At 74.1% G+C, this 15808-nt stretch carries 17 protein-coding genes; 5 read left to right on the top strand and 12 right to left on the bottom strand.

Annotation, left to right across the window (positions count from 1 at the left end):
* The first annotated feature begins 12 nt into the window (after positions 1-12).
* A complete protein-coding gene (locus tag K1T35_RS30420) occupies positions 13-156 on the top strand; it encodes a GPGG-motif small membrane protein (protein ID WP_220255230.1) in 144 nt (47 codons plus the stop codon).
* A 27-nt stretch (positions 157-183) separates the two neighbouring features.
* On the opposite strand, the gene K1T35_RS30425 is transcribed toward K1T35_RS30420, so the two are convergent.
* The 3 genes from K1T35_RS30425 to K1T35_RS30435 all read right to left on the bottom strand — a co-directional run bounded on the left by K1T35_RS30425 (position 184) and on the right by K1T35_RS30435 (position 2332).
* Positions 184-672 carry a polyadenylate-specific 3'-exoribonuclease AS gene (locus K1T35_RS30425; RefSeq protein ID WP_220255231.1) on the bottom strand — a complete coding sequence of 163 codons (489 nt, stop codon included), beginning with the start codon at positions 670-672 and terminating at the stop codon, positions 184-186.
* A gap of 40 nt (positions 673-712) precedes the next feature.
* Positions 713-1465, bottom strand: a complete 753-nt coding sequence (locus K1T35_RS30430) for a hypothetical protein (RefSeq protein ID WP_220255232.1) — start codon at positions 1463-1465, stop codon at positions 713-715.
* Positions 1466-1546: 81 nt separating this feature from the next.
* Positions 1547-2332, bottom strand: a complete 786-nt coding sequence (locus K1T35_RS30435) for a 1-acyl-sn-glycerol-3-phosphate acyltransferase (protein ID WP_220255233.1) — start codon at positions 2330-2332, stop codon at positions 1547-1549.
* A gap of 174 nt (positions 2333-2506) precedes the next feature.
* Between K1T35_RS30435 and K1T35_RS30440 the strand changes: the two genes are divergently transcribed.
* Positions 2507-3016: a hypothetical protein gene (locus K1T35_RS30440; protein WP_220255234.1), complete on the top strand. Its 510-nt coding sequence runs from the start codon at positions 2507-2509 to the stop codon at positions 3014-3016.
* 36 nt (positions 3017-3052) lie between these two features.
* Here K1T35_RS30440 and K1T35_RS30445 read toward each other — a convergent pair whose 3' ends face one another.
* From K1T35_RS30445 to K1T35_RS30470, 6 genes are read right to left on the bottom strand one after another with little or no spacing between them, the layout of a single operon-like run.
* The gene (locus tag K1T35_RS30445) at positions 3053-4009 is read right to left on the bottom strand and encodes an ROK family glucokinase (RefSeq protein ID WP_220255235.1); all 957 of its coding nucleotides are present in this window, start codon (positions 4007-4009) and stop codon (positions 3053-3055) included.
* 25 nt (positions 4010-4034) lie between these two features.
* Positions 4035-4394, bottom strand: a complete 360-nt coding sequence (locus K1T35_RS30450) for a hypothetical protein (RefSeq protein ID WP_220255236.1) — start codon at positions 4392-4394, stop codon at positions 4035-4037.
* Positions 4391-5614 (bottom strand): ArsA family ATPase, encoded by a 1224-nt coding sequence (locus tag K1T35_RS30455; protein ID WP_220255237.1) that lies wholly within the window; start codon positions 5612-5614, stop codon positions 4391-4393. Before K1T35_RS30455 ends, K1T35_RS30450 begins: the two co-directional genes overlap by 4 nt.
* 37 nt (positions 5615-5651) lie before the next feature.
* Positions 5652-6092 (bottom strand): SRPBCC family protein, encoded by a 441-nt coding sequence (locus tag K1T35_RS30460; protein WP_220255238.1) that lies wholly within the window; start codon positions 6090-6092, stop codon positions 5652-5654.
* A gap of 22 nt (positions 6093-6114) precedes the next feature.
* Positions 6115-6903 (bottom strand): metallophosphoesterase, encoded by a 789-nt coding sequence (locus K1T35_RS30465; protein WP_220255239.1) that lies wholly within the window; start codon positions 6901-6903, stop codon positions 6115-6117.
* 10 nt (positions 6904-6913) lie between these two features.
* Complete coding sequence (locus K1T35_RS30470; RefSeq protein ID WP_220255240.1) at positions 6914-7309, bottom strand: polyketide cyclase / dehydrase and lipid transport; 396 nt, start codon at positions 7307-7309, stop codon at positions 6914-6916.
* Positions 7310-7399: 90 nt separating this feature from the next.
* Between K1T35_RS30470 and K1T35_RS30475 the strand changes: the two genes are divergently transcribed.
* Complete coding sequence (locus K1T35_RS30475; protein WP_220255241.1) at positions 7400-9223, top strand: long-chain fatty acid--CoA ligase; 1824 nt, start codon at positions 7400-7402, stop codon at positions 9221-9223.
* Between the two features lie 7 nt (positions 9224-9230).
* Here K1T35_RS30475 and K1T35_RS30480 read toward each other — a convergent pair whose 3' ends face one another.
* The 3 genes from K1T35_RS30480 to selA form a co-directional block, all read right to left on the bottom strand.
* Positions 9231-9386 carry a DUF6131 family protein gene (locus tag K1T35_RS30480; RefSeq protein ID WP_220255242.1) on the bottom strand — a complete coding sequence of 52 codons (156 nt, stop codon included), beginning with the start codon at positions 9384-9386 and terminating at the stop codon, positions 9231-9233.
* A gap of 99 nt (positions 9387-9485) precedes the next feature.
* On the bottom strand, positions 9486-11282 hold the full coding sequence (selB, locus tag K1T35_RS30485) for a selenocysteine-specific translation elongation factor (RefSeq protein WP_220255243.1): 1797 nt from the start codon (positions 11280-11282) through the stop codon (positions 9486-9488).
* Positions 11258-12547, bottom strand: a complete 1290-nt coding sequence (gene selA / locus K1T35_RS30490; protein WP_255620913.1) for an L-seryl-tRNA(Sec) selenium transferase — start codon at positions 12545-12547, stop codon at positions 11258-11260. Before selA ends, selB begins: the two co-directional genes overlap by 25 nt.
* A gap of 48 nt (positions 12548-12595) precedes the next feature.
* Here selA and selD point away from each other — a divergent pair, with 48 nt between their 5' ends.
* Both selD and K1T35_RS30500 read left to right on the top strand, forming a co-directional pair.
* Complete coding sequence (selD, locus tag K1T35_RS30495) at positions 12596-13645, top strand: selenide, water dikinase SelD (protein WP_220255244.1); 1050 nt, start codon at positions 12596-12598, stop codon at positions 13643-13645.
* 81 nt (positions 13646-13726) lie between these two features.
* A complete protein-coding gene (locus K1T35_RS30500; RefSeq protein ID WP_220255245.1) occupies positions 13727-15745 on the top strand; it encodes an HNH endonuclease signature motif containing protein in 2019 nt (672 codons plus the stop codon).
* Positions 15746-15808 lie beyond the last annotated feature (63 nt).

Here is a 15808-nt window from a genome sequence, read left to right on the forward strand (position 1 = left end):
ACACCCGGAAGCATGTCAACCCTGTTGTGGATACTCGCCGTGGTCCTCGTCGTCGCAGGCGTGTTCGCCCTGGTGCGCGGGCAGATGCTCTGGGGAATCGTGCTCATCATCGTCGGCCTGCTGGTCGGACCGGGCGGGGTGAGCGTCTTCACCTGACCGCGGAGGCGGCCTCAGCGGGCGGCCTCAGCGGGCGGCCACCGCCGCCTCGATCGCCTCCCACCGCCTGTGGTTGAGCCGCGCGTCGGCGAGCGCGTCGTGCGCGTCGGCCGTGGGCGGCGGTAGAGGCGGCCGCCCGGCCTCCTCCCAGCGCTGCCGCAGCTCGCGCGTGAACCGCGGCAGCGCCCGCGGCAGCGCCGGCATGGCGCCCCACAGCTGGCACAGCGCCACGTGGTCGTACGCCGCGATCCAGGCCCACAGCTCCACCTCCCCTGGTGCAGAGGTGAGGAACTGCAGCAGGTCGGCGCGCAGCTGGGCGCGTGACCGCCATGCCTGGTCGGCTGGCGAGGGCAGCTTCGGCAGCACGTTGGCGCGAACCCATGCACCGGCCCGGGTCGGGTCGAACTCGGTGGACACGGCGTAGAACTCGCGCCCGTCCTCCCCGACCACGCCGATCGACACCAGGTCGATCGTCGTCCCGTCCTCGATGAACTCGCAGTCGTAGAAGAACCGCACGTCGTGAGGTTAGTTGACGATGCTCACCACACGTACGGCGCTATTCGTCTGAGTCCTCTTCCTCCGGCTGCGGCGTGTCCTCGTCGGCGGACTCCGCTGCGCCGCCCGCCGCGGGGGTTTCCGCGTCTGCGACGGCAGGGCCTCTCGGCGCGGACGTCTTCGGCGCGGACTCCCCCTCTTCCTCCCCCCGATCCGGGGTGGCAGGCGCGTTCACTGCCGCGGCGGGCGGGGGTGGGGGCGCGGGCGCCCGGGTGGTGGCTCGCGGCCGCTGCGTCGGCCGCGCCGCGGGCTCCGGTTTCGGTTCCGGCTTCGGCTCGGGCTCGGGCTCGGCCGAAGGAGGCGGCGCCGGGGCCGCCTGCACGGGCGGTGGCGGGGCCGAGGTGGCGGTCGCCGCCGGTGGCTGGATCAGTCCGGTGAAGCTCTGGCGCTCGGCCGTGGGGCCCTGCAGCCATGACGCCAACGTCGTGGTCGTCGCGATCACGACCACGGCGACGGCCGCGAACACCGCCCACGGTTTCACGCCGGCGAACTGGCCGAGCGGCTCGGGCGCGGGCCCCACCACGGCCGGGATCTCGGTGGTGGGCCGGTCGTCGAGAACCGCGACGGACGTCGGGTGCTCGTCGACGTCGTCGGGCCCGGATTCGTCGAACCCGGATTCGTCGTACCCGGCGGCGGGCTCGCCCTCGTCCGCCGTGCCCGAACCGAGCAGAACGTCCTCGTGCTCCGCGCCGACGAGTGCGTCGTCGGCCCGCAGGGGGTCGTCCTGCTCTCCCACACCCGACCATCGCGCCACGACAGCACGGTATTACTCGCCCGTAACGCGGTTTCTCCTGGGTACTTGAGCGCGTCCCGGAGGGTCGTGCTCAGAGCGCTCTCAGCTGGCCCGGGTGCCGGGCACGCGGCTCGAGCCCCGGCCGTCCTCGTCCTCGCCGTCGGTCGGGATGGGCGGCGTCGGGCTCGCGCTGTCCGATCCCGCGGACGCGGCGGCCGCCTTCTCCTTGACCGACGCCGCGTAGAGGTCGACGTAGGTCTGCCCCGACAGCTCCATCAGGGCGTACATGATCTCGTCGGTCATCGAGCGCTCGATGAACCGGTCGCCCGCCATGCCCGCGTACCGGGAGAAGTCCAGCGGCGGGCCGATCCTGATGCGCACCTTGCGCGGCCGCCAGATCCGCGACCCGATCGGGTTGACCTTGTCGGTGCCGATCATCGCGACCGGGACCACCACGACGTTCGCCTCGAGCGCCATCCGCGCGACGCCGGTCTTCCCCTTGTAGAGCAGCCCGTCGGGGGATCGGGTGCCCTCGGGGTAGATGCCCAGCAGGTTGCCCTCGCGCAGCAGCCGGACGGCGGTGTCCATCGCCGCCTGCGCCGCCGACCCTCCTGATCGGTCGATGGGCACCTGACCCACCCCGGTGAAGAAGATCTTCTTGAGCCACCCGACGAGCCCTGGCTGGATGAAGTACTCGCGCTTGGCGAGGAACGTGATGCGCCGCGGAACGAGCAACGGTAGGAAGAACGAATCGGCGACGGCGAGGTGATTGCTCGCCAGAATGGCCCCGCCCCGCGCGGGGACGTGCTCGACGCCCTCGATCGAGGGCCGGAAGAACAGTCGCAGCAGCGGGCCGAGGAGCACGTATTTGGACCACCAGTACAGCACCTGGGCGTGCCCCCTCCAGCTCGACGGCGCCAGCCTACGGAGCGGCGCGAGCCGCCGACAACGGGCACGAGGTTATCGAGACGGATCGGCGGGCGAACTCTTCCCTTTCCCCCGTGCGGCCGTGTCAGGATGGGGTTCCCCGCCGCGCCGGCCCGCACCGAGGGAGGAGGCCGCGTGAACCGCGATCCCGACGAGCGTCCCCAGCCCGACGGCGCGGCGCCCGACGAGTTCGATTCGATCGTGGCGCTCTGGCGGAACGAGGGGGACGTACCCGAGTGGCCGGACGACGAGGCCAGCAAAGACGAGGGCCCCAAAGACGAGGCCCCCAAGACCGGCACGGCTCCCGCGGACCTCGACGAGCCCACCGCCACCGCTCCTCAGCCTGCGCCCCCGTCGCCGCCGCGCTCCTACTCACCCCCGACGCTGCCGGAGGACGAGCACTTCGTCCCGCCGGAGCCACCACCGCTGCCGCGGCTGGGCCCGCCCGCGTTCGTCGGGCTCACCCTGATGGCTCTCGGACTCGTACTGGTCGTCGTGCCCGGCTGGATGGGCGTCCCCGACCCGTACGGCCTCCCGCTCGGCCTTGTCGGGATGGCGGCCGGCCTCGGCTGGCTGGTGCTGCGCCTGTGGCCCGACCCCCCGGACCGCGGCGACGACGGCGACGACGACGGCGCGGTGGTCTGATTCTCGTTCCGACCGACGGCGCGTTCGCCGGAATGGTCAGGGGCGGTGCGCGAGCTCCCGGGCGAGCTGCGCCGCGCCCACAACGGCCGCGGCCTCGCCCAGCTGAGCCGTCCGGATGCGGGCAAGCGGGCGGCGGCCCGCGCCGGTCACCGTGGCCGCGTAGTGCTCGCGTGCCTCGTCGAGGAAGAGCGGCGCCGAGACCGACACTCCCCCGCCGATCACCACCAGCTCCGGGTCGAACACGTCCGCCACGAGCGCGAGTCCCTCGCCCAGCCAGCGGGCGAGCTCGTCCATCGCGTCCATCGCCACCGGGTCGCCGTCGCGCGCGGCGCCGGCCACCCGCTGGCCGGTGACCCGGCCCGGGTCGCCCGTCACGAGCCTGCGCAGCAGCGGCGAGCGGCCGGGGTCGCGGGCGAGCAGCTCGACGGCCGTCGTGGCCAGTGCCGTGCCGCTGCAGTAGCGCTCCCAGCAGCCGCTCTTCCCGCACGGGCACGGCCTTCCGTCGGGCACCACCCTCAGGTGCCCCAGCTCGGGAGCCACCCCGAACGCGCCCCGGTACAGCTCACCGTCGATCAGCAGGGCAGAACCGATGCCGGTGCCGAGCGCGATGAACACGACCGTGCCGGCCCCGGACGCGGCGCCGAAGTGCCGCTCGGCGAGCGCGGCCGCGTTCGCGTCGTGCTCGACGACGACCGGCAGTCCGATCCGGTCGGCGATCCGGTCGGCCACGGGCGCGTCCCGCCAGGACAGGTGCGGCGCGAACCGGACGCCCCGCCGGTCCGGCGTGACGAACCCGGCGAGCGCGAGCCCGACCGCCGCGATCCGGTGCCGCGACGAGAGCTCCCCGATCACGCCGGCGAGCGCCGCCTCGAGAGCGCCCTCGCTGCGGGGCGTCGGGGTGCGCGCGGTGTCGTGGACGTTCCCCTCGGCGTCGACGACACCGGCCCGCACGCTCGTCCCGCCGACGTCGACGCCGATGGTCAGCACGGTCATGCGGCCGCCGTCGTGCGAATTGCCGTCATGAGGATTGCCGTTCGACCCTGATCCGCTGCACTCGGCGCGAGGGCGGCCGCTCGGCAGCGTCGGCTGCCGCGGGAGCGGGGGCGCCTTCTTCGAGGGCCGTCCGCAGCACGGCCACGAGCCCCGCGGCGTGCTCGGCCAGCCGCACCGCGAGTTCGGGGCGTTCCCCGCGCAGCGCGGCGATGACGGCGCAGATCGGGCAGGAGGCACACGTGTCGGGTGCGTCGCTCACGGGTTCCCCGCCCGCTGTGCGCAGCCGGTCGAGCACGGGGTCGATCCGGTCGAGCGCGGCCATGGCGAGCACCCGCAGGTCCTCCCCGATGCCCTCGTGGCCGCCGCAGCCGTCGGCCGCGGTCACCGGAGCCAGACCGCGGGGTCGGGGACGAAGGCGACACACAGGTCGTCGCCCGCGACGTGGGCGCTCGTGACCGTGCAGCGGCGCAGCACGGACGGCAGCGCGATCATGCGGCGCGTGCCGCCGGTGGTGACGGCGAGGTCGTCGTCGAGCCGGACGAGGTCCACCGGCCCGCTGGCGACGCCGGGCAGCCGCAGGACCAGCTCGAACGCCGAATCGAGCGATGTCCCGCTGCCGGCTGTCCGGTTCACCTGCAGCAGCGGCGCGGCCGGGGTGACCGCCGGGGCGACCGGGTCGTCGGCGCCGTAGAGGCCGACGGCGAGTTCGCGCAGCGCGGCCAGCCCTGTCGGTTCGGCGGCGGTGTGCTCGGCCACCTGCAGCGGCATCGGCAGCGCCTCGAGCTCGGCGAGCACCGCGGTCTGCTCGGCGTACCGATCGCGCAGCCAGCGGCCCGCGGGCCCGCGCAGCGACGACGGCGCCTCGGGCACGATCCGGTTGGCGACCAGCCCGTCCACCCGCAGGCCGTGCAGCGCCAGCGCGGTGAGGGTGCGGCGGGTCTCCGCGGCCACCACCCGCTCCGGGGTGAGCACGAGCCGGATCGACGTCGTGTCCTGGTCGGCGAGCAGCCGGCGCAGCCCGTGCAACTGCTCGGCGAGTGCGTCCAGCGCGCCGATCGCGCGGTCCCATGCCGGCTGCGCGTCGCGGCCGGCGGCGAGCCCGCTGATCAGGCCACGGACGGCCCTGCGGTGGGGCGGGAACAGCCGCTCGAGGTACGTCGAGAGCGCTTCGGGCAGGCCGAGCAGCCGCAGCGTCTCCGCGGTGGGCCCGCAGTCGACGACCACGACCTCCCACAGCCCGCTCTCGGCGAGGCGGCGCACCTCCCCCAGTGCGAGCAGGTCCTCGACACCGGGCAGCACCGTGAGCTCGTCGGCCATCAGCTCGTCGACGCCCGCGCCTGCCATCAGCGTGCCGAGGTGGTCCTGGAGCCGGGCCCATGCGCCGTCAAGCAGCGTCCGCGTGTCGACGTGCGCGGCGTAGAGGCCGGGGTCGAGCTCCGTGGGCTCTCCGCCCAGCTCGGATTCGAACGCGTCCCCGAGCGAGTGCGCGGGGTCGGTGGAGACCGCCAGCACCTTGCGGCCGGAGCGCGCGAGGTGGGCGGCGGTGGCCGCGGCGAGGGTGGTCTTGCCGACGCCTCCCTTGCCGGTGAACAGGACGACGCGCACGACCGGGAAGGGTAATCGCGGGATCAGGCCGGGGCCGTCACGGGGCGCTCTCGACCCGCCGCTTCAGCCCCTTGAGCGCCGTATCGATGATCACCTTCTCCGCCTTGCGGCGCAGCATGCCGATCATCGGGATGTTCAGGTCGACGGCGAGCGAGTAGGTCACGGTGGTCTCCCCCTCCGTGCCTGCCAGGGTGTACGAGCCGTTCTGCGCCTTCTGGATCTGCCCCTTCACCAGCGTCCAGCTCACCGAACGGCCGTCGGGCGCCCAGTGGTAGTCGAGGGTGTAGGAGTCCTTGATCGGGCCGGCGTCCATCGTGAACCGGACCCGCTCGGCGCGCCCGTCGTCGCCGCTGCTGAGCACCTCCACGCTCTTCACCTGCGAGGCCCAATCGGGATAGGCGGGGAAGTCGGCGATCACGGCCATCACGCGCTCCGGCGGCGCGGCGATGGTGATCGAGGAGGTCGTAGCGTCGGCCATGGCGGGCACGTTACCGGGGGGTTCACCAGCGGAGCACGTATGGAGTGCCGGTGGCGCGGAAGTGGCCGACGTTGACGCATTCGGTGCGTCCCACGCGCACCCGCGGCGCGAGCGGCTGGTGGACGTGCCCGAAGAACGCCGCGCGTGGCCGGTCCCGGTGCACGACGTCCAGCAGCGCCGGCGATGACGCCTCGGCCCGGCGCGTGACGACGTCGAACGCGAGCTCCGCAATGGCCGGCGGCACGTGGCTGCACAGCACGTCGACGCGGGCCAAGGCCTTGACGGCCGCGGTGAACTCCGCTGTCCGCAGCAGGTGCGGCGTCCAGGGGCCACCCGCGCGCGGCTCGACGCCCGGTGGCAGCGGCACGCCGCCGACGAACCCGAACCGCAGGTCGCCGATCTCCAGCACCTGGCCGTCGGCGAGCGTGAGCCCAGGACCGGCGTAGCGCGGCCACAGCCGGGGCATGTCGACGTTGCCGGGGATCGCGTAGGTCGGCGCGGTGAGCGCACCGAAGAGCCGGTCGTACTGCTCCCGCACGGCGTCCTCCACGACGGCGGGCGCGTCGGGCACCCGCGCCCACGCGTCCCGGACGAAGCGGATCAACGCGTCGCGCTCACCGGCCGTGCGGAGGCGGCCGAACTCGGTGCTCACCTCGGGGCCGAGCACGCGCCCGAGGATGCCGCCCGCCGGGTCGCGGTAGTCGACGTAGTCGATGAGATCGCCGAGGACGACGAGCGCGTCTGCCCCGTCACCCGCCCGTGCGAGGGCGTCGGAGGCGCCGTGCACGTCGGAGACCACGTGCACCCGCATGGGATCAACGCTACCGGGGCGGCGGCTCCCCCGGCTCCCGGCCCGCTTCGAGCCGCTCCTTGCACGCGAACGCGATGGCCTTGGCGGCGCGCTGGCGCCTGCCCACCTCGGCGGCCGCGCGCCGCGGCGGCGCCGGACGCGGCAGCCCGTCCGGGCCCTGCGGGTCGGCACGCAGGTAGTAGTGCAGGAGAGTGCCGTCGAGCACCGGCTCGAGCCACACCTCCATGCTCCCGACGAGCGCGCCGCGCACCGTCCACCGCATGCCCTGCACGCCGCGGTCGGTCATGACCTCCAGCTCCAGGTCGGGCCACAACCGCTGCCACCGGGAGGGCAATGCGAACTCCGCCGCCACCACCGAGGGCGGCACCGCGAGGAACGTCTCGTCCACCACATCCACCGACGCCACGGCGCGAGCCTAATGAACAGGTCCTGCCGACCACGCCTACTCCGAGGTAGGTTTCGGGAAACGGGAGCCAGTGCCGGCCAGGAGGACACCGTGCGCGAGTACAGCGTTCCAGCCACGTTCCGCGTGGGTGACGAGGAGAACCTCCTCGACGTGGTTTACGCGAACGCCGACGAGCACGGGTCGGTGGTCGTGTACCGGCGCCAGGACACCCCTGGCGAGTGGTCGGACGTCACAGGCGCGCAGTTCGCCGACGAGGTCGTGGCGGTGGCCCGCGGCCTGATCGCCGCCGGCGTACGCCCCGGCGACCGCGTTGCGCTCCTCTCACGCACCCGCTACGAGTGGACCCTGATCGACTACGCGATCCTCGCGACGGGCGCGGCCACCGTGCCGATCTACGAGACGTCGTCTGCCGATCAGATCCGCTGGATCCTGTCCGACTCCGATGCGGTCGCCGCGATCGTCGAGTCCGGCAAGCACACCAGGCTGGTCGAGAGCGTGCGTGCCGAGTGCCCGGGCGTGCGGAACGTCTGGCAGATCGAGCCGTCCGACGGCGGGCCGGGTGCCGTCGACGCGCTCGTGGCGCTGGGCGCGGACACCCCCGCCGACGAGGTGCGGGCCCGCAGCGCAGGCGTGAGCGCCGACGACCTCGCCACCCTGATCTACACCTCGGGCACCACCGGCCGCCCCAAGGGCTGCGAGCTGACCCACCGCAACCTGGTCAGCGAGGTCAAAGGCGCCGTCAGCATGCTGCCGGAGCTGCTGTCCGACCGCGGCTCGGTGCTGCTGTTCCTGCCGCTCGCGCACGTGTTCGGCAAGGTCATCCAGTGCGGCGCCCTCTACACGCGCACGGTCGTGGGGCACACGCCCGACGTGCGGCAGCTCCTGCCCGACCTCGCCTCGTTCCAGCCGACGTTCCTCCTCTCCGCGCCACGCGTGTTCGAGAAGGTGTTCAACAGCGCGCGCCAGCGCGCCCACGACAGCGGCAAGGGCCGGATCTTCGACATGGCCGCCGACACCGCCATCGCCTGGAGCCGCGCCAAGGACACCGGCGGACCCGGCCTCGCCCTCCGCCTCCAGCACGCGCTCTTCGACCGGCTGGTCTACGGCAAGCTGCGGGCGGTCGTCGGCGGGAAGGTGGTGGCCGCGGTGTCCGGTGCGGCCCCGCTCGGCGAGCGCCTCGGGCACTTCTTCCGCGGCATCGGCCTGCCGGTCCTCGAGGGCTACGGGCTCACCGAGACCACAGCGGGCGTCACGCTCAACGCGCTCGGCGCCCAGCGCATCGGCACCGTCGGGCGGCCGCTGCCTGCCCAATCCGTCCGGATCGCCGACGACGGCGAGGTGCTGCTCAAGGGCCCGATCATCTTCCGCAGGTACTGGAAGAACGAGGCCGCCACCGCCGAGGCGCTCGAGGACGGCTGGTTCCACACCGGCGACATCGGCGAGCTCGACGACGCCGGCTTCCTGCGGATCACCGGCCGGAAGAAGGAGCTCATCGTCACGGCCGGGGGCAAGAACGTCGCCCCGGCCGTACTGGAGGACCGGCTGCGCGCCCACCCGCTGATCAGCCAGTGCATGGTCGTCGGCGACGGGCAGCCGTTCATCGGCGCGCTCGTCACGATCGACGCGGAGGCCCTGCCCGGCTGGCTCGAGCGCGCCGGCAAGCCCGTCGGCACGCCCATCACCGACCTCGTCGACGACCCCGACCTGCGCGGCGAGATCGCACACGCGGTCGAGGACGCCAACAAGGCCGTGTCACGGGCGGAGCAGATCCGCGAGTTCCGCATCCTCCCGGTGGACTTCACGGAGGCGGGCGGTGAGATGACGCCCACCATGAAGGTCAAGCGCGCGGTCGTGGCCAAGACGTTCGCCACCGACATCGCGAGCATCTACAGCGGGGCGAAGGCCCCTGCCTGACCTGGGGTCAGAAATAGTGACTGCGGGGACCGACGGCGCGGCCGGTGCTGCCCAGCAGCATCAGGACGACTCCGACGATCAGCAGGATCCCACCGAGGTAGGTCAGTAGCTGGATCCCGAGCAGCCAGCCCAGTACCAACAGGATCACGCCGAGAACAATCACGTTTCCTCCTCGTCCCGATCGCCCGGCCGACGGTGTGGCCGGCGGAAACGATCGGACCAGCGCAGGAGTACCCGGCTGTTTTCCAGGCAATCGGGCGGTTCAGCGAACCCGGTGGGTGAGCTCGTCCGTCCGCTGTGTACGGCCGGTGCGCGCGAGGTGCTCCAGCAGCGGCACCGCGACCCGGCGGGTGGTACCGAGTGCCCGGCGGGCCTCGCTGAGCGTGAACGTCGGCCCGGCCCCGCGGAGCAGGTCCACCGCCCGGTCTGGCGCGTCCGGCAACAACACGACGCCGTCCGCGATCGCGACCAGCTCGCCCGCCCGGACCAGCGCGGCCAGCTCGCGCGGGCCGAGGCCGAGCTCGGCGAGCCGGTCGGCCTCCGGGGCGCGGAACGGGTTCGCGGTGAGGTCGGCGCGCAGCTTCTCCAGCGCTGCGCGGACCGGCTCTGGGAGCCCGCGGGCGCCGCCCAGGTGGACGCGGCCGTCGCGCAGCTGGAGGGTCCTGGTGCCCGCGGCGGTGAGCACGGCGGCGACCAGCCCCGGCGTGGGCAGGTCCGCGGCGCGCCGGGCGGCCTCCATGGTGAGTCCGGGGTCGAGGGGCTCGGCGGCGTCGTGAGCGCGGACCGCGGCGGCGAGCGCGTCGACCGCCTCGTTCGCGCGCCCAGGCGCGACCAGCCATCCGTCGGCGACGACCGCGTCCACCTCGGCACGGGCCACACCCATCGCCGCAAGATCCGCGATCCGGACGATGCCGCGGCGACGCAGCTCACCGGCCGCGGTGCCCACGTCGGGCTCTGCGAGCTCGGCGGCCCGGCGCGCCGCCGCCCCGCGACGGCGCAGCGCGGGCGGAAGCACGTCGAGCACCTCGACGCCGGCCACGACGGCCCGGCGGCCCGGGTCCCGCAGCACCGCCCGGTCCCCGATCCGCAGCGGCAGCCGGCGTTCGGGCCGCAGCCGGGCGAACCCCGGGGCCAGCGGACGGACGTGCACCGCGACCGCCGCCGAGCCGACGTGCAGCATCACCTCACGCGGCAGCGAGCCCGGTTCCGTGCCGCGAACTCCGCGCAGGGCCGCGTCGAACTCGGCGGGCGCGAGCCATGTACCCGGGGTGAGCAGCGCGTCGCCACGGCTGGCCGCCTCGCGCGGGACTCCGCGCAGGTTCACCGCGATCCGCGCCACCCCGCGCGCTTCCTCGACCGGTCGGCCGAGGCTCTGCAGCCCTCGGACGTGCACCCGACGACCGGCCAGCTCCAACTCGTCGTCCACGCGGATCGTGCCCGCGCCGAGCGTGCCCGTGACGACCGTGCCCGCACCCCGGATGCTGAACGCGCGATCGACCCACAGCCGCACGTCGGCACGCGGATCGGGCTCGGAGACCCCGGTGACAAGGTGGTCGAGGGCGGCGCGCAGTGCGTCGAGGCCCTCGCCGCGGGGCGCGCAGACCTCCACCACGCCGGGCACGCCGAGCGACGAGCGGGCGAGCTCGGCGAGCGCGTCCTCCCGAGCCGGCTCCGGATCGAGCAGATCGCACCGCGTGATCACGAGCAGGCCGTGCTCGACCCCGAGTGCGTCCAGCGCGTCGAGGTGCTCGGCCGACTGCGGCATCCACCCCTCGTCGGCGGCGACCACGACGAGCGCCGCCGGTACGGGGCCTGCCCCGGCGAGCATCGTCGTCACGAACCGCTCGTGCCCCGGCACGTCGACGAAGGCGAGGTCGGTGCCCGACGGCAGGCGGGTCCATGCGAACCCCAGATCGATCGTGAGCCCCCGGCGCCGCTCCTCGGCAAGCCGGTCGGGCTCCATGCCGGTCAGGGCGCGGACCAGCGTCGACTTGCCGTGGTCGACGTGCCCTGCCGTGGCCACCACGCGACTGGTCACGGTCGGGCCGCCCGTACGCATTCGGCGAGGGTGTCGTCGTCGGCGGGGGCCAGCGCGCGCAGGTCGAGCAGGCAGCGACCGCCGTCGAGGCGCCCGAGCACGGCGGGCACGCCGGCGCGCAGGGCCGCCGCGAAAGGCTCGGGCAGCGACAGCGCGACGCTGGGGATGACGACGCCGGGCGCGCCTCCGCCACCGACCGTGGCGTCGGAGTCGACGACCCGCACGTCCATCCCCGGCAACCGGGTGACGAGCGCCTCCGCCCTGGCGCGCAGCTCGGCGACCGGAGTGTCGAGGGCGGCCCGTACGGGCGGTACCGGCCCGCGCAGCGTCGCCTCCAGCGCGGCGAGCGTCAGCTTGTCCACCCGCATCGCGCGGGCGAGCGGGAACCGGCGGACGCGCTCCACCAGCTCGGAGTCACCGAGGATCAACCCCGCCTGCGGACCGCCGAGCAGCTTGTCGCCAGACGCCGTCACCAGGGCGGCCCCCGCGGCGAGCATGCCGGCGGCGTCGGGTTCGTCGGGCAGGAGCGGGTGCGGGGCGAGTAGGCCCGACCCGATGTCGACGACGACGGGAACACCGAGGCCGGCCAGCTCGGCGGGCGCCACCGCGCTGGTGAAGCCGGTGAGGGTGAAGTTCGAGGGATGCACCTTGAGCACGAACGCGGTGTCCGACCCGATCACGCGCTCGTAGTCGGCGAGATGGGTGCGGTTCGTCGTGCCGACCTCGCGCAGCCGCGCCCCGGTCGACTCGATCAGGTCCGGGATCCGGAACCCGTCGCCGATCTCGACGAGCTCGCCCCGCGAGACGACGATCTCCCGGCCGGCGGCGAACGTCGCCGCGACGAGCGCGAGGGCGGCCGCCCCGTTGTTGACGACGTGCGCAGCGCGGGCGCCCGGAACGGCGGCGAGCAGGGCGTCGATCACACCGGCGCCGCGGCGGCCGCGGGATCCGGTGGCCAGATCCAGCTCGACGTCACAGGTACCGGCGGCGACGGCAAGGGCTTCGCGCGCGGCCTCGCCGAGCGGGGCGCGGCCGAGGTTGGTGTGCAGCACGACCCCGGTGGCGTTGAGCACCGGCCGCAGTGTGGTGGCGGCGGGCGGCAACGCGTCGAGGGCGGCGCCGACGACGTCATCCGGAGGCAGGGCCCCCTCCCGGACCCGCTGCTGCGCCGCCGACACGGCCTGCTTCACGAGCTGCCGGCCCAGCCGGACGGCGGCCGCGGCGATCCGGGGATCGGCGAGCACCGCGTCCGTGCGGGGCACTCGACGGCGCGGGTCGCTGAGCACGGTCCGAGCCTACGATCCACGCATGGTGGACGCAGTGAGGTGGACGCGGTGACGCGGCAGGCGGACCCCGTCCGGCTCACCCGGTTCAGCCACGGGGCCGGCTGCGGATGCAAGATCGGACCCGGTCGGCTCGCGGAGATCCTCGCGACCGTCACCCCCACCACCCATCCGGACCTCCTCGTCGGCACGGAGTCAGGAGACGACGCGGCGGTCTGGCGGCTCGACGCCGACCGTGCGCTCGTCGCCACCACGGACTTCTTCACCCCGGTCGTCGACGATCCGCGCACGTGGGGCCGCATCGCCGCGACCAACGCCGTCTCCGACGTCTACGCCATGGGCGGGCGCCCGCTGTTCGCGCTGAACATCGTGGCCTGGCCGTCCGAGGTGCTGCCGGCCGAGATGCTCGGCGAGGTACTCGCTGGTGGGGCGGACGTCGGCCGCGAGTGCGGGTTCGCCGTGGTCGGTGGCCACTCGATCGACGACCCGGAGCCGAAGTACGGGCTCGCGGTCGTCGGCGAGGTGCATCCGGACCGGATCCTCACCAACACCGGCCTGCGCCCTGGCGACGCGCTCGTGCTCACCAAGCCGCTGGGCATCGGGATCGCGACCACGGCGGTCAAGGCCGGTACCGCGCCCGACGCGCTGCTCGACGCCGCCGTCGCCACGATGTGCATGCCGAACGACGCCGCCGCGGCGGCCGCGCTCGCCGCGGGCGCGGCTGGGTGCACGGACGTCACCGGGTTCGGGCTGCTCGGCCACCTGCGCAAGATGGCTGCGGCGTCCGGGGTGGACGCGGTCGTCGAGATGGGCGCCGTGCCGCTGCTGCCGGGGGCTCGCGAGCAGGCCGAGGCCGGGTTCGTGCCGGGTGGCACCCGGCGCAACCGGGAGTGGGTGGCGGAGGTGCTCGACGTCGCGCCCGGCATCGGCGAGACCGACGTCATGCTGCTCGCCGACGCCCAGACCTCCGGCGGGTTGCTCTTCGGCGCCGAGCCCGAGAAGGCCGCGGCGGCGGTGGCCGAGCTGCGCGAGCAGGGGGTCGAGGCGGCGGTGATCGGGCGTGTGGCTCCGGGCCGAGGACGGATTCTGGTTCAGCCCTGACTGCTGGGCCGTTCGGGTGGTCGCGGGTGGACCGGGCCCAGGCCAGCCGGAAGTGTCGGGGGTCGATCGTATGTTCGAATCATGCCGGGAGTGGCGGAGCTGATCGACCAGGCGGTGGACCTACCGCCCGGTCCCCGGCTGGCCACCCTGCTCGCCGACCTGCCGTGGAATCAGGTGCCGAACGCGCGGCTGGTCGAGGTCCTGCAGGCCCGGTCTCGGCAGCTGGCCCACGACCAGGCGTGCCTGTTCGCCGGCATGGCCGAGATCGCCCGCGCCACCCCGGTCACCGGACTGCCCGACGCGGCGGTCTCCCGGACCGACGAGGACTTCGAGTGGGCCTCCCACGAGATCGCCGCCGCGCTGACCTGGACCCCCACCACCGCCGACCGCGAACTGGGCTTCGCCCTGACATTGCGGGGCCTGCCGCCGGTGTACGCCGCCCTGGAACAGGGCCTGATCGACCGGGGCAAGGCGAAGGTGTTCTGCGATCACCTGGACCCGGCCCGCAGGGAACTCACCCCGGCCCAGATCCGGCGGCTGTGCGAACACTTCGTGCCGCTGGCCCCCCGGTGGACCGCCCGCCAGCTGTCCCGGCGGTTGTTGGCCGCGATCCAGGCCATCGACCCCGACTACCACCGCCGCCGCTACCGGCGCGGGCTGCGTGAACGCGGGGTGGTGCTGTTCCTGAACGGGGACGGCACCGCCACCCTGTCCGGGGAAGGCCTCCCGCCGGACGAGGCGGCGGCCGCGGCCGCCCGCCTGGATCGGCTGGCCGAGGCGGCGAAACGGGCCGGACACCCCGGGCGGCTGGGCCAGATCACCGCCGATCTGTACCTGGGCATGCTGGACGGGGCGTTCCACGGGCTCACCGAGGCGCAGATCCTCGACCGGCTGCTCACCAGCCGCCGGCCCGACGACCGCGACGACACCGATGCCGGCATCGGGGACACCAGCGACCCGGAACGCGGCAGCGAGGCTGCCGACGCCAAGGCCGGCGCGGGGTGGGAGCCGACCGGCGCAGCGTCGAGCGGCGCAGAGCCGGGCCGCGCAGAGTCGGGCGGTCGGAACCGGGCCGATGAGAGCCCGACCGGCGAGGGCCCGACCGGCGAAGGGTCCACCGGCGACGAGCCGGCCAGCCCGACAGTGGCAGGCGCGACAGCGGCAGGCGCGACAGGGTCCGGCCCGTCCCCGACCGCGGCGAGACCAGCCGGCACCGGTGAGGACCGCTGGCGCGGCGAGCGGATCGGCATCCGCCAAGGAATTGAACTGCGGGTCGGACTGGCCACAATGCTGGGCTGCGACCAGCGCCCCGCCGAGATCCCCGGCCTGGGCCCGATCGACGCCCAGACCGCCCGCACCGTGGCCACCCGGCAACGCCGCGGCGCGCGGTGGCACTTCGCCATCCTCGACACCCACGGCTACCTACTACTGGCCGGACCACTACGCCGCAGGCCCCGCGACAAGCCGCCCGGTCAAGGCCCGCCGGACCGGGTACGCGGCGGGGTGGTCGAGCTGCACCTCACCCTGGCCGAGCTGCGCCGCTTCGCCGCCGACCCCGACCTCACCAGGGACTGGACCGGAGTGATCGCCGAGATCGCCGACCGGTGGGCCGACCGCCACCGCATGTGGCGCGAACTCGGCAAGGATCCGCGGGCCCGGTTCGCCCGCGGCGCCCTGGCCGACCACGTCCGGATCCGCGACCGCAGCTGCGTCGGACCCGGCTGCGACCGCCCGGCACGGCGCTCCCAACTCGACCACACCATCGACCACGCCCACGGCGGGCACACCGTGCAGGCCAACATCGGACCCGGCTGCTGGCGCCACCACCCCGACAAAGACCGCGGCTGGACACTCACCCAGCCCGAACCGGGACACTTCGTGTGGATCTCCCCACTCGGCCGCACCTACCGCACCCGCGGCGAACCGATCCGGCCCGACCTACCCGACCCGGACCCACCACGGGACGGGACCGACCAACGCCAGGACCCCGATACCGAGCCGGGAAACCCACACCAGCTGCGCATCCTGTGGCGCGAAGGCCGCAACCCAGCCCCACCACCCCCACCGGAACCCGACACCGAGGAGGACCCGCCGTTCTAGTGGTGTGCCTCAGAGGGTTGACCCGGTAATCGGCTCGACCAGGTGATCGGCCACGCTGCGTGA

Origin of the sequence: Pseudonocardia sp. DSM 110487 (assembly GCF_019468565.1) — a bacterium.
Taxonomy (GTDB): domain Bacteria; phylum Actinomycetota; class Actinomycetes; order Mycobacteriales; family Pseudonocardiaceae; genus Pseudonocardia.